This is a genomic window from Salmonella sp. 741265116_PST, assembly GCF_046567715.1.
Lineage (GTDB): Bacteria > Pseudomonadota > Gammaproteobacteria > Enterobacterales > Enterobacteriaceae > Salmonella > Salmonella enterica.
The window spans coordinates 40,551-54,631 of record NZ_JBKFPH010000005.1 but is presented as its reverse complement, the minus strand read 5'-3'; the positions used below and the strand labels follow the sequence as shown (position 1 = coordinate 54,631).

Here is a 14,081-nt window from a genome sequence, read left to right as displayed (position 1 = left end):
GGGTGAAGGTAAAGATGGTTTTAGTTAGTGGTTTCCAGATCGTGGCGAATCTTCTCTTCCATCGCTTCGTATTTGCGAAAGAAAAGTAGTGGGATCGCTGCGAGCGCGAAGAGTAGGGCGGGTGCCCAGATAAAGGCCCAGGTAATTCCCTCCAGACCCGCAGCACTCTGGGCATGGTTGGGAACATAGCCAAAACTGTTCATGATCCAGGCGGCGAAAGCGGTGCCGAGGCCACTACCCATCTTGATGCAGAAGGTGCTGCCGAAGGCGATAAGAATGCCGGTAGCCTTAATACCGGTCTTCCAGGCACCGAAATCGACGGCGAAGCCCAGCATGGCAAATGGCATTGAGCAGGCGATACCGCTGCCGATATTGCCGAGTATCCAGGCGGCGATGAGAAAAGTAATGTTGTCCGCTGCCAGCCACATCATGACGCCGCCAAACGTGGCGACCAGCAAACCGCCTACCCATATCCAGGTTTTAGCCAGGTATTTGCTAAAGAAGGGGATAGCGATGATAAACAGGATCTGAATTGTCGCCAGGCTGTTAATCAGCGGTACCAGATCCTTACGGTCGAGATTGTAGGTCAGATAATAGACAATGGTCGTGGAGCGCTGCTGTAGGGCAATCCAGAAGATCAGATTAGCCAACACCATCAGGATCCACGGCCAGTTACCTTTCATCGCCGCGAAACTTTTTTTCATCGGCAACTTAGGTTCATGCTGTATTTTATCCGCATCCATTTCACGAATGTTTTTAAACGCAAAGAGCGTTAGCGCGCAAGATATAATGGCAAACGTAATTGCCGTATAAATAAAACCAGCGTGATCATCACCGTTACCTAAAAAAGCGACTAACGGCAAGGCGGTCGCGTTCATTAATAAAACCCCAATTTGCCCACCGGTCATTCGCCAGGAATTTAAAACCAGTCTTTCCTTGGGAGATAAGGTCATCAGGGGTAATATTGCACTGAGTGGTGTATTAAGTCCGGTAAATAGAATACTGGCAATCATATAAGATATTGCTGCATAGATGGCTTTTCCTGTCATACTGATATCAGGAGACCAAAATGACAGAGCGCTGAATACCGCAAAAGGCAGCGGTAACCATAAAAACCAGGGGCGACATTTACCGTAGCGTGAACGCGTTTTATCGATGATGATCCCCCAGATGGGGGCGTCTATGCCATCGACAATACGCGCCAACAGCAGGATAACGCCTGCTACGGCAAGGCTAATACCCGCAACGTCTGTGTAGAAATATAAAATGTACGTTGAACCGAAGCAGTACAGCAGATTACCCGCCACATCCAAAGAGCCGTAGCTAATACGCTGTAGTAAAGACAATGATGCTGACCCGGAAGGCTGGGTATCCTCAATGACAGAACTCATAATGATAACTCCGATATTGGTACGATACGCCCAGAAAAACAACCTCTACTTTCTAAGCAAGTTTTAAATATTATTTTTATGTCGTTTCTAAATTTAACCTCAGATTAAAATGAGTGAGTAAGGTGTACATGAAAAGTAGTTAACCCGACGGCATCAATCAATTATCAAATCTTACATCAGGATTGCGTTTATTAGTTTTTGAATGAGTGATGTTTCTATTTGCTAAGGTGGTCACAGTTTTTTTAATAATGAAATAAAAAAAGGAAAACAGTGAAAGAAAATAACTTTCAAGTATTACGTGACTAAGGGAGGGGTAGCTGAAAAAATAGGCTGGTCAGGAAGAGCGTGAACGAGTGAGGTAAGCGCCAGCGGTTGACGAGCAAAACGGCAGATAGCAGGCATAAAAAAACCCGCTTTACGCGGGTTTTTTTACAAAGCTGATAACAAGCAGGCGATTAAGCCAGTTTGTTGATCTGTGCAGTCAGGTTAGCTTTATGACGTGCAGCTTTGTTTTTGTGGATCAGACCTTTAGCAGCCTGACGGTCCACGATCGGTTGCATTTCGTTAAATGCTTTCAGTGCAGCAGCTTTGTCGCCAGCTTCGATAGCTGCGTATACTTTCTTGATGAAAGTACGCATCATAGAGCGACGGCTTGCGTTGTGCTTACGAGCCTTTTCAGACTGAACGGCGCGCTTCTTAGCTGATTTGATATTAGCCAAGGTCCAACTCCCAAATGTGTTCTATATGGACAATTCAAAGGCCGAGGAATATGCCCTTTTAGCCTTCTTTTGTCAATGGATTTGTGCAAATAAGCGCCGTTTAAATTGCAGCACTCGTTGCGTAGTGATGGCGCAGGATTCTACCAGCTTGCGTGCTGTGAATACAGCCTTTCCATGAGAAAAATTGCATTAAGCGGCGGGTTTTGGGGCGGAGTTTGCCGCATGGCGATGAAAAGCATCTTCTTTATGTTTCCTCAGGGCAATCGTCGGTTAACCTTGACCGCTGTACAAGGTATACTCTTGCGATTTTCACTGTTTTGAGTCAGACATGAAGCTGATACGCGGCATACATAATCTCAGTCAGGCCCCGCATGGGTGTGTGCTGACCATTGGTAATTTCGACGGCGTACATCGGGGGCATCGCGCTCTACTGCAGGGTTTGCAGGAAGAAGGACGCAGACGCGGTCTGCCGGTGGTGGTCATGATTTTCGAACCGCAGCCGCTGGAGCTGTTCGCGACGGATAAAGCGCCCGCTCGCCTGACGCGCCTGCGTGAAAAACTGCATTACCTTGCGCAGTGCGGCGTGGACTATGTGCTGTGCGTGAAATTCGATCGCCGCTTTGCCGCTTTGACGGCGCAAACGTTTATCAGCGAACTGCTGGTGGAGCGACTTGGCGTGCAATTTCTTGCCGTCGGCGATGATTTCCGCTTTGGTGCTAGCCGCGCGGGCGATTTCTTGTTATTACAGAAGGCGGGGGCGGAGTATGGTTTTGCGGTTTCCAGCACCCAAACCTTTTGTGAAGGCGGCGTGCGTATCAGTAGTACCGCAGTGAGACAGGCGCTGGCGGAAGATAACCTGGCGCTTGCCGAAAGCCTGCTGGGACATCCCTTTACTATTTCCGGGCGTGTCGTTCATGGCGACGAGCTGGGACGTACCATTGGCTTCCCGACGGCGAACTTACCGCTGCGCCGTCAGGTCTCCCCGGTAAAAGGGGTCTATGCGGTGGAAGTCACCGGGCTTGGCGATAAGCCGTTACCCGGCGTAGCGAACATTGGCACTCGTCCAACGGTGGCTGGCGTGCGTCAACAACTGGAAGTGCATCTGCTGGACGTTGTAATGGACCTCTACGGTCGCCATATAGATGTAATACTGCGTAAAAAGATACGTAATGAGCAGCGATTTGCGTCGCTTGATGAGCTAAAAGCGCAAATCGCACGCGATGAGTTAACGGCCCGCAAGTTTTTTGGGCTAGCCGGGCAGGTGTAACCCTGACGGTGTTTATCAAACCGAAATACGGAACCGAGAATCTGATGAGTGACTATAAATCGACCCTGAATTTGCCGGAAACAGGGTTCCCGATGCGCGGCGACCTCGCCAAGCGTGAACCGGGAATGCTGGCGCGTTGGACCGATGATGATCTGTACGGCATCATTCGTGCGGCCAAAAAAGGCAAAAAAACCTTCATTCTGCATGATGGCCCTCCATATGCGAATGGCAGCATTCATATTGGTCACTCAGTTAACAAGATTCTGAAAGACATTATCGTGAAGTCCAAAGGACTGTCGGGATTTGACTCGCCTTATGTGCCGGGCTGGGACTGTCACGGTTTGCCTATCGAGCTGAAAGTCGAGCAGGAGTTCGGTAAGCCGGGCGAGAAATTCACTGCCGCTGAATTCCGCGCCAAGTGCCGCGAATATGCCGCTACGCAGGTTGACGGCCAGCGTAAAGACTTCATTCGTCTGGGCGTGTTGGGCGACTGGTCGCATCCGTACCTGACCATGGACTTCAAAACCGAAGCCAACATCATCCGCGCGCTGGGCAGAATTATCAAAAACGGTCATCTGCACAAAGGCGCTAAGCCGGTGCACTGGTGCGTTGACTGCCGTTCCGCGCTGGCGGAAGCGGAAGTTGAATATTACGACAAAACGTCACCGTCTATCGACGTGGCGTTCCGCGCCGTCGATCAGGATGCGGTGAAAGCGAAGTTTGGTTTGCCGGGCGTGAGCGGCCCTGTGTCGCTGGTTATCTGGACCACCACGCCGTGGACTCTGCCGGCTAACCGCGCCATCTCCCTGGCGCCGGACTTTGATTATGCGCTGGTGCAGATTGACGGCCAGGCGGTGATTCTGGCGAAAGATCTGGTTGAAAGCGTCATGCAGCGTATTGGCGCGGCTGAATACACCATTCTCGGCACCGTTAAAGGCGCGGAGCTGGAACTGCTGCGCTTTACCCATCCGTTTATGGGCTTTGACGTGCCGGTGATCCTCGGCGATCACGTCACCCTGGACGCCGGTACCGGCGCGGTACATACCGCCCCTGGCCACGGCCCGGATGACTACGTGATCGGCCAAAAGTATGGCCTGGAAACGGCTAACCCGGTTGGGCCGGACGGCGCTTACCTGCCAGGCACATATCCAACGCTTGACGGTGTTAACGTCTTCAAGGCGAACGATATCGTTATTGAACTGCTGAAAGAAAAAGGCGCGCTACTGCATGTCGAAAAAATGCAGCACAGCTATCCGTGCTGTTGGCGTCACAAAACGCCGATCATTTTCCGCGCGACCCCGCAGTGGTTCGTCAGCATGGATAAAGAAGGGCTTCGTCAACAGTCCCTGAAAGAGATCAAAGGCGTTCAGTGGATCCCGGACTGGGGTCAGGCGCGTATTGAATCAATGGTCGCTAACCGTCCTGACTGGTGTATCTCACGTCAGCGTACCTGGGGCGTACCGATGTCGCTGTTCGTGCATAAAGAAACGCAGGAGCTGCTGCCGATTGAGCGCACTCTGGCGGCGATGGAAGAGGTGGCGAAACGCGTCGAAGTTGACGGTATCCAGGCGTGGTGGGATCTCGACCCGAAAGAGATCCTCGGCGAAGATGCTGATCAATACGAGAAAGTTCCGGATACGTTGGACGTTTGGTTTGATTCCGGTTCCACCAGTTACTCCGTGGTTGACGCACGTCCGGAATTCGCCGGTCACGCTGCCGATATGTATCTGGAAGGGTCTGACCAGCATCGCGGCTGGTTTATGTCCTCCCTGATGATTAGCGTGGCGATGAAAGGCAAAGCGCCATACCGCCAGGTACTGACTCACGGCTTCACCGTCGATGGTCAGGGGCGCAAGATGTCCAAGTCCATCGGTAACACCGTGTCGCCGCAGGATGTGATGAATAAACTGGGCGCGGATATCCTGCGTCTGTGGGTGGCGTCTACTGACTATACCGGCGAAATGGCGGTCTCTGACGAGATCCTCAAACGTGCTGCCGACAGCTATCGTCGTATCCGTAATACCGCGCGCTTCCTGCTGGCGAACCTCAATGGCTTCAATCCGGCCACCGATATGGTCAAACCGGAAGAGATGGTGGTGCTGGACAGGTGGGCGGTGGGCTGCGCGAAAACGGCGCAGCAAGAGATTCTGAAGGCATACGAAGCTTACGACTTCCATGAAGTGGTACAGCGCCTGATGCGCTTCTGCTCCGTTGAAATGGGCTCGTTCTACCTCGACATCATCAAAGACCGCCAGTACACCGCGAAGGCCGATAGCGTCGCGCGTCGTAGCTGCCAGACTGCGCTGTATCATATCGCAGAGGCGCTGGTTCGCTGGATGGCGCCGATCATGTCCTTCACGGCTGATGAAATCTGGGGCTACCTACCGGGCGAGCGTGAAAAATATGTCTTCACCGGCGAATGGTACGACGGGTTGTTTGGCCTGGAAGAGAATGAAGAATTTAATGACGCATTCTGGGACGATGTCCGCTATATCAAGGACCAGGTCAACAAAGAGCTGGAAAATCAGAAAGCCAATGGCATCAAATCGAACCTGGAAGCAAAAGTGACGCTGAAATATGCTGACGATGCTAACGGTACGATCAAGAAGCTGAAACTGTTGGGTGAAGAGGTCAGATTTATCTTCATTACTTCCCAGTTCGTGATTTCTGAGCAAGCGGGGGGTATTGATGATGAAAATATTCAGTACAATGCTGGTAATACGACAGTTCAGGCAGTGGTAACGCGTGCCGAGGGTGATAAGTGTCCGCGCTGCTGGCACTACACTACTGATGTCGGCAAGGTGGCGGAACATGCAGATATCTGCGGACGCTGTGTCAGCAACATCGCCGGTAATGGCGAACAACGTAAATTTGCCTGATGAGTAAACCACTCTGTTCAACAGGACTACGCTGGCTATGGCTGGTAGTAGTCGTGCTGATTATCGATTTGGGCAGCAAATACCTGATCCTCCAGAATTTCGCTCTGGGGGATACGGTAGGGCTGTTCCCGTCGCTTAATCTGCATTATGCGCGTAACTACGGCGCGGCTTTTAGCTTCCTGGCGGATAGCGGCGGCTGGCAGCGCTGGTTCTTTGCCGGGATTGCGATAGGGATCTGCGTAATTCTTTTAGTGATGATGTATCGCTCGAAAGCGACGCAGAAGCTGAATAACATCGCTTATGCGTTAATCATCGGCGGCGCGCTGGGTAACCTGTTCGACCGCCTGTGGCACGGCTTTGTTGTCGATATGATCGATTTTTACGTCGGCAACTGGCATTTCGCGACGTTCAACCTTGCCGATAGCGCGATCTGTATCGGCGCGGCGCTGATAGTACTGGAAGGCTTTTTGCCGAAGCCGACAGCGAAAGAACAGGCATAAGCGTAAATACCGGGTGGCGTTTATCCGGTTTTGTAGGCCTGATAAGCGCCGCGCCATCAGGCAAACGTGGTGCCGGATGGCGGTGAAAACGCCTTATCCGGCCTACGGTTTTATCGTTCTTTGTGCCTCCGGGCAAAACACGTGAGCAATTTGCATGTCTAAATCCGTACAGAGCAACAGCGCGATCCTCGTTCACTTCACCCTGAAACTGGATGATGGCTCAACGGCGGAATCTACCCGCAATAACGGCAAGCCAGCCCTGTTCCGTCTTGGCGATACCTCGCTTTCCGAAGGTCTGGAGCAGCAGCTTCTGGGGTTGAAAGAAGGGGAAAAGAAAGCGTTTTCGCTGGAGCCTGACGCCGCGTTTGGCGTCCCCAGTCCGGACTTGATCCAGTATTTCTCGCGCCGTGAGTTTATGGCGGCGGGCGAACCGGAAGTCGGGGCGATTATGCTTTTTACCGCAATGGATGGCAGCGAAATGCCTGGCGTGATTCGCGAAATCAACGGCGACTCGATTACCGTTGATTTTAACCATCCGCTGGCCGGGCATACCGTTCACTTTGATATTGAAGTGCTGGAAATCGATCCGGCGCTGGAGGCATAAACATGCAGATCCTGTTGGCCAACCCACGCGGTTTTTGCGCCGGGGTAGACCGCGCTATCAGCATTGTTGAAAATGCGCTCGCCATTTACGGCGCGCCAATTTACGTTCGGCACGAAGTCGTGCATAACCGCTATGTAGTGGACAGCCTGCGCAAGCGCGGGGCGATCTTCATAGAGCAAATTAGCGAAGTGCCGGATGGCGCCATTCTGATCTTCTCCGCTCACGGGGTTTCCCAGGCGGTGCGTAACGAGGCGAAAAGCCGCGATCTTACCGTTTTTGACGCCACCTGCCCGCTGGTGACGAAAGTCCATATGGAAGTGGCGCGCGCCAGCCGTCGCGGTGAAGAATCCATTCTCATCGGCCACGCCGGGCACCCGGAAGTGGAGGGTACCATGGGCCAGTACAGCAACCCGGAAGGGGGGATGTACCTGGTTGAGTCGCCAGAGGACGTCTGGACGCTGAATGTCAAAAATGAAGGCAAGCTCTCCTTCATGACGCAAACCACGCTTTCCGTGGACGATACGTCCGATGTGATTGATGCGCTGCGTAAACGCTTTCCGAAAATCGTCGGCCCGCGCAAAGACGATATTTGCTATGCCACTACTAATCGTCAGGAAGCGGTGCGGGCGCTGGCGGAGCAGGCTGACGTGGTGCTGGTGGTCGGCTCGAAAAACTCTTCTAACTCTAACCGGCTGGCGGAACTGGCCCAACGGATGGGAAGAACCGCGTTTCTTATCGACGATGCGGCGGATATCCAGGAGGCATGGGTGAAAGAAGCCGCCTGCGTCGGCGTCACCGCTGGCGCTTCCGCGCCGGATATTCTGGTGCAGAATGTTATTGCGCGTCTGCGCGAGTTTGGCGGCGGCGAAGCTGTCACGCTTGAGGGGCGCGAAGAAAATATTGTTTTCGAAGTGCCGAAAGAGCTGCGTGTGGATGTTCGTGAAGTAGAGTAAATTTTTCACGCTCCGGTTATGCGAAGATGCCAGATACTCTGTCTGGCATTTTTTATGGAGCAGATATGCGTTTGCCAATCCTACTTGATACCGATCCGGGCATTGATGACGCGGCTGCGATTGCCGCTGCGCTGTTCGCCCCCCAGCTTGATCTGCAACTGATAACCACTGTCGCAGGCAATGTTTCCGTTGAAAAAACGACCCGTAATGCGTTGCAGCTTCTGCATTTCTGGAACAGCGATATCCCACTTGCCCAGGGGGCCGCGACGCCGCTGCTGCGTCCGTTACGCGATGCGGCATACGTCCACGGCGAATCCGGCATGGAAGGCTATGATTTTGTCGACCATCAGCGCCAACCGTTGGCGAAGCCTGCGTTTATCGCTATCCGGGATGTGCTGATGAACGCCCCGGAGCCCATGACATTAGTGGCGATTGGGCCATTGACCAATATTGCGTTGCTACTGATGCACTATCCGGAATGCCGCTTCAACATTCATCGGCTGGTGATTATGGGCGGTTCCGCAGGGCGCGGCAATTTTACGCCTAATGCTGAATTTAACATTGCTGTCGACCCGGAAGCCGCCGCCCACGTATTTCGTAGCGGCATTGAGATTGTGATGTGTGGGCTGGATGTCACGAATCAGGCAATGCTCTCGCCAGATTTTCTGAATAAACTGCCCGCGCTGAATCGTACCGGTAAGATGTTGCACGGCCTGTTCAACCATTATCGCAGCGGTAGTATGCGCACTGGCGTCCGGATGCACGATCTCTGCGCGATCGCCTGGCTGGCGCGCCCGGAATTATTTACCCTTAAACCCTGCTTTGTGGCGGTGGAAACGCAGGGGGAATATACCGCAGGCACGACGGTCGTTGATATTGAGGGGCGGCTGGGAAGACCGGCAAACGTTCAGGTAGCGCTGGGCATTGATGTTGCCGGATTTCAACAGTGGACTGCAGACACGCTGGCATTGGCGCAATGATCCCTGCGCTTCTACCCCGATGACGTTACGTATTCCGTAACGTCATGTCTTTTACTGATATCGCTCCCTGTTTATCATTAATTTCTAATTATCGGCGATTTTAGATGGCGGCCTCGTCAGAGGCTGGTTACTCTGAAAACGGTTTACATCATTTTAACGTAAGAGAATAACTATGCATGAAGCACAGATCCGCGTCGCGATTGTCGGCGCGGGAGGACGCATGGGCCGTCAGTTAATTCAGGCCGCGTTGCACATGGAGGGTATTCAGCCAGGCGCCGCGCTGGAACGTGAAGGGTCTTCATTGCTGGGTAGCGATGCGGGCGAGCTGGCAGGCGTGGGGAAAACGGGCGTCATCATTCAAAGCGATCTGGCGTCGGTCAAAGATGATTTCGATGTTCTGGTCGATTTTACCCGTCCTGAAGGCACACTGGCGCATCTGGCATTCTGCCGTAAACATGGTAAAGCGATGGTTATCGGCACCACCGGATTTGATGAGGCCGGTAAACAGGCTATTCGCGACGCCGCGCAGGAGATCGCCATTGTTTTTGCGGCTAATTTCAGCGTGGGCGTCAATGTGATGCTTAAACTGCTAGAAAAAGCGGCGAAAGTGATGGGCGACTATAGCGATATTGAGATTATCGAAGCGCATCATCGTCATAAAGTCGATGCGCCGTCAGGAACCGCGCTGGCGATGGGAGAGACGATTGCCCATGCGCTGAATAAGGATCTGCAAGACTGTGCGGTTTTCAGTCGGGAAGGGCATACCGGCGAGCGCGTACCGGGAACGATTGGCTTTGCAACCGTTCGGGCGGGCGACATCGTCGGCGAGCATACCGCGATGTTTGCCGATATTGGCGAGCGCGTAGAGATTACGCATAAAGCTTCCAGCCGCATGACGTTTGCAAATGGCGCGTTGCGATCGGCATTATGGCTAAAAACGAAGAAAAATGGGCTATTTGACATGCGTGATGTGCTGGGGCTGGATGTATTATAACGACTAAGAGCCTATCCCATTAGGGCTATTTTACTTGCCATTTTGGACCTGGGCAGTGCTCAAAATCCTCACGTACTACGTGTACGCTCCGGTTTTTGCGCGCTGTCCGTGTCCAAACTGGCTGCGCCAATAACGCCTGGTGGGATAGGCTCTAAATACCCTTCGTGATGTGGTTGTGGTAATCAAGATTAATTGATTACAAAGGGCAATATATTATTGCCCTTTTGTTTTTTTGCCTCCCGGTTATTCGGTCAGATAAATAACGCCTTTCGTCATTAATGTTTCGACAGTTTCTTCGCTCACGACATGTTCTGCCGTTGTTTTTGCGTTAAGAATAGTCAGTTTAAATACATCCGTGGCAGCAACGGTATTCATTGTGGTGCTTTGTACAAAATCATCCGCTCCGATGCTGTATTCTGCGAGAAAACCCTCGTTTTTATATAAACGATAGGTTTGTGTCGCGGCATCCGCAGTGGTCATTATGCCATATTGATAGTAGACATAATTACTGGATGCCCGATCCATATTGACCCACAGCGGGCGAGTAAATACGAAGGGCACCGCCACCATGTTAATATTATCGATAAACAGACTTCCTGCGCCAATCTCACCCGGCGCGATAAAGCTGACAACGGCTTCGCCTGCTACCGCCTGTGTCGAATACTCCAGCGATTCCGTATGCCAGTCATCTTGCGTGGTCATATTGATATCATGTTCAAAAAACGTCGTGGTTCTGTCTGTGGTCTGCACGATAATTTTTCCAACCAGGTTTCCCGTGATTGAAAAAGATATCGCGTAAGTCATGAATGTCTCTAGCGTTACCGTCTGGCTTAAGGCGTTAGCGCTATCGATACGGCAAAAATGGTTGCTGTCATTTTCTTCTACTTCAACCAGTGAGCCAATTTGCCACTGTTCTGTTAAACCATCCTCAAAGGAACCATCAATAATAATATTGTTAATCTCAGCCATGATATATCTCGTTTAAATAGAATTAATAAAATGTTTACTGATAAATGAATAAGCGTGGAGGGTTATTCAATATTGAACACGCCGCTTGCAGTAAGCTGTTCATAGGTGGTTTCACAGAGTAAATACTCTTTCCCGGTAAGACTGTTATAAGCGCGGAACTGGAATACATCGCCAGCAGCAAAGCTGGAATAGCCGCCGGTTTGGTTAAAGTCATCCGGACCAACGGCATCCATCTGCGTGACGTAATTGCCATTACGATAAATGCGGTTAATTTGCCCTTCAGGCGCATCGGTACGGGTCATGACGTTCAACTGGAAAAAGTTACTGTTGGAACTGACGTTAGTCATATTCACCCACAGCGGCTTACTGTATTCAAAAGGCACCTCGATCAGGCTGATAATATCGATATCCATTGGGGTGTTAGTGCTGTTCCACGGAACGGAAATCCTGAACGCTGTACGACCAGTATCAGCGCTGGTTGTGAAGGCATACTCTTCCCTGTGCCATTCCGCATTTAAGTTAGTATTAATGTCAGAGATAAAAGAGGTATGGGCAGGATAAGTCTGGAAAATAGTGACGTTCCCCTTCGCCTCGCCTCTGACGGCGAGAGTCAGCCGATAGGTAGTTTCGGGCTCAATGGTAAAGTACTGCGTAATGGTATTGGTGGGTTCGATTCGACAAAAGTGGTTGTTTACTGTCGCGCCATCTTCGACAAATATGGATGACTGCGATGAGAGTACCCAGCCATCAAACCCTTCTTCAAAACCGCCATCGATAATAATATTGCTTTCAGTAGACATGTTTTTTCCTTAAGCCATTGAATTAAAAGAATGTGTTAAAGCGAACGAAAGCTATGATGGCCTGCCGGGAGGTAATATTTTGTGAGGTAGATCACGTTCATTTTTAAGGTGGTGTTGTTTTATCTTTTTTATTTCAATAGGTTATGTTTTTTATGCTGTAGTGAGGCTGGTTGTGATCCAATCGTATGCGCTTCTCTTAAATAAAAAGAGGTTAGATCTTTATTTTATGATTTTAAGAGCCTATCCCATTAGGGCTATTTTACTTGCCATTTTGGTCCTGGGCAGTGCTCAAAATCCTCACGTACTACGTGTAAGCTCCGGTTTTAGCGCGCTGTCCGTGTCCAAACTGGCTGCGCCAATAACGCCTGGTGGGATAGGCTCTAAGCCTTAATATATTATATTAAATTGTTTTTTTATTATTATTTTATGATGGTTTTATTCTTTTATGACATTGACTAATTGATTGATTTTTAAATTATTTTTTATGTTAAGTTGCTTAATTTTGTATTTCTCTTGATTTATTGATTTTAAACGTCATTAAATTGATTTTTATCGTTGTTTTTTGTTGTTTTAATGTGAAATTTGACCATTTGGTCCACTTTTTATCATGCTAGCTAGTTTTTTGCGAACTCAAGGAAGCGCAAGCGTTTTCTATCGTCACTTAGTTGATCTTTTTGCCTCTTAAACAGAATAACTTCTTTATAATGTGCAAAATAACATAAAAAATACCCTCTTTAAGTTGACTTTTATCCGGCTTAACTTCAGAATGCCGCCGTTTGCCAGAAATCCACGGGTAAGCAAATTTGCATTGCTTCACACTGACTGAATGAATTAATATGCAAATAAAGTGAGTGAATATTCTCTGGAGGGTGTTTTGATTAAGTCAGCGCTATTGGTTCTGGAAGACGGAACCCAGTTTCACGGTCGGGCCATAGGGGCAACAGGTTCGGCGGTTGGGGAAGTCGTTTTCAATACTTCAATGACCGGTTATCAAGAAATCCTCACTGATCCTTCCTATTCCCGCCAAATCGTCACTCTTACTTATCCCCATATTGGTAATGTCGGCACCAATGAAGCCGATGAAGAATCTTCTCAGGTTCATGCGCAAGGTTTAGTGATTCGCGATCTGCCGTTGATTGCCAGCAACTTCCGTAACACAGAAGACCTCTCTTCTTACCTGAAACGCCATAACATTGTGGCGATTGCCGATATCGATACCCGCAAGCTGACCCGACTGCTGCGCGAGAAGGGCGCTCAGAACGGCTGCATCATTGCAGGCGATAATCTGGATGCTACGTTGGCCTTAGAAAAGGCCAAAGCGTTCCCTGGCCTGAATGGGATGGACCTGGCAAAAGAAGTGACCACCGCTGAATCCTACCGCTGGACGCAGGGTAGCTGGACGCTGAAAGACGGTTTACCGGAAGCGAAATCTGAGGATGACCTGCCGTTCCACGTGGTGGCCTACGATTTTGGCGCCAAGCGCAACATTCTACGTATGCTGGTGGATCGCGGCTGCCGCCTGACGGTGGTGCCAGCGCAGACCTCTGCTGAAGAGGTGCTGAAAATGAACCCGGACGGTATCTTCCTGTCGAACGGCCCTGGCGACCCGGCGCCGTGCGACTACGCTATCGAGGCGATTGAGAAATTCCTCCAGACCGACATTCCGCTATTTGGCATCTGCCTCGGCCATCAGTTGCTGGCGCTGGCGAGCGGTGCGAAGACCATCAAGATGAAGTTCGGCCATCACGGCGGCAACCATCCGGTAAAAGATATGGACCGAAACGTGGTGATGATCACCGCGCAGAACCACGGCTTTGCGGTGGATGAAGACTCGCTGCCAGCCAACCTGCGCGTGACCCACAAGTCGCTGTTCGACGGCACCCTGCAGGGTATTCATCGTACCGACAAACCGGCGTTCAGCTTCCAGGGCCACCCGGAAGCCAGCCCCGGCCCGCACGATGCTGCGCCGCTGTTCGACCACTTTATTGAGTTGATCAAGCACTACCGTTCTTTAGCCAAATAATC

Annotated in this window: 13 protein-coding genes; 9 read left to right on the top strand and 4 right to left on the bottom strand. The window is 50.9% G+C overall.

Annotated elements, in window-relative coordinates:
• Positions 1-20: 20 nt before the first annotated feature.
• Together ACLD11_RS05335 and rpsT are read right to left on the bottom strand one after the other, a co-directional pair.
• Entirely contained in the window at positions 21-1,391 is a 1,371-nt protein-coding gene (locus ACLD11_RS05335) for an MFS transporter (protein WP_411011601.1), read from the bottom strand.
• Between the two features lie 455 nt (positions 1,392-1,846).
• Positions 1,847-2,110 carry a 30S ribosomal protein S20 gene (gene rpsT, locus ACLD11_RS05330; RefSeq protein WP_001518655.1) on the bottom strand — a complete coding sequence of 88 codons (264 nt, stop codon included), beginning with the start codon at positions 2,108-2,110 and terminating at the stop codon, positions 1,847-1,849.
• Positions 2,111-2,215: 105 nt separating this feature from the next.
• Here rpsT and ACLD11_RS05325 point away from each other — a divergent pair, with 105 nt between their 5' ends.
• The 8 genes from ACLD11_RS05325 (at position 2,216) to dapB (ending at position 10,287) form a co-directional block, all read left to right on the top strand.
• Positions 2,216-2,431 (top strand): YaaY family protein, encoded by a 216-nt coding sequence (locus ACLD11_RS05325; RefSeq protein WP_023208945.1) that lies wholly within the window; start codon positions 2,216-2,218, stop codon positions 2,429-2,431.
• Between the two features lie 7 nt (positions 2,432-2,438).
• Positions 2,439-3,377 carry a bifunctional riboflavin kinase/FAD synthetase gene (ribF, locus tag ACLD11_RS05320; RefSeq protein ID WP_000767311.1) on the top strand — a complete coding sequence of 313 codons (939 nt, stop codon included), beginning with the start codon at positions 2,439-2,441 and terminating at the stop codon, positions 3,375-3,377.
• A gap of 44 nt (positions 3,378-3,421) precedes the next feature.
• Positions 3,422-6,256 (top strand): isoleucine--tRNA ligase, encoded by a 2,835-nt coding sequence (gene ileS / locus ACLD11_RS05315; protein ID WP_411011600.1) that lies wholly within the window; start codon positions 3,422-3,424, stop codon positions 6,254-6,256.
• Complete coding sequence (lspA, locus tag ACLD11_RS05310) at positions 6,256-6,756, top strand: signal peptidase II (protein ID WP_000042739.1); 501 nt, start codon at positions 6,256-6,258, stop codon at positions 6,754-6,756. Before ileS ends, lspA begins: the two co-directional genes overlap by 1 nt.
• Positions 6,757-6,910: 154 nt before the next feature.
• Positions 6,911-7,360 carry an FKBP-type peptidyl-prolyl cis-trans isomerase gene (fkpB, locus tag ACLD11_RS05305; protein ID WP_000047269.1) on the top strand — a complete coding sequence of 150 codons (450 nt, stop codon included), beginning with the start codon at positions 6,911-6,913 and terminating at the stop codon, positions 7,358-7,360.
• Between the two features lie 2 nt (positions 7,361-7,362).
• Entirely contained in the window at positions 7,363-8,313 is a 951-nt protein-coding gene (ispH, locus tag ACLD11_RS05300; RefSeq protein WP_001166422.1) for a 4-hydroxy-3-methylbut-2-enyl diphosphate reductase, read from the top strand.
• A gap of 65 nt (positions 8,314-8,378) precedes the next feature.
• Positions 8,379-9,293 (top strand): ribonucleoside hydrolase RihC, encoded by a 915-nt coding sequence (rihC, locus tag ACLD11_RS05295; RefSeq protein ID WP_183059790.1) that lies wholly within the window; start codon positions 8,379-8,381, stop codon positions 9,291-9,293.
• 172 nt (positions 9,294-9,465) lie between these two features.
• Positions 9,466-10,287 carry a 4-hydroxy-tetrahydrodipicolinate reductase gene (gene dapB / locus ACLD11_RS05290; RefSeq protein ID WP_183059789.1) on the top strand — a complete coding sequence of 274 codons (822 nt, stop codon included), beginning with the start codon at positions 9,466-9,468 and terminating at the stop codon, positions 10,285-10,287.
• 243 nt (positions 10,288-10,530) lie between these two features.
• Here dapB and ACLD11_RS05285 read toward each other — a convergent pair whose 3' ends face one another.
• Both ACLD11_RS05285 and ACLD11_RS05280 read right to left on the bottom strand, forming a co-directional pair.
• Positions 10,531-11,256, bottom strand: coding sequence for a sugar-binding protein (locus ACLD11_RS05285; protein WP_183059788.1), 726 nt, complete (start codon positions 11,254-11,256; stop codon positions 10,531-10,533).
• 62 nt (positions 11,257-11,318) lie between these two features.
• Positions 11,319-12,056, bottom strand: a complete 738-nt coding sequence (locus ACLD11_RS05280; RefSeq protein ID WP_183059787.1) for a sugar-binding protein — start codon at positions 12,054-12,056, stop codon at positions 11,319-11,321.
• A gap of 874 nt (positions 12,057-12,930) precedes the next feature.
• Here ACLD11_RS05280 and carA point away from each other — a divergent pair.
• On the top strand, positions 12,931-14,079 hold the full coding sequence (gene carA / locus ACLD11_RS05275; protein ID WP_411014635.1) for a glutamine-hydrolyzing carbamoyl-phosphate synthase small subunit: 1,149 nt from the start codon (positions 12,931-12,933) through the stop codon (positions 14,077-14,079).
• Positions 14,080-14,081: the final 2 nt, after the last annotated feature.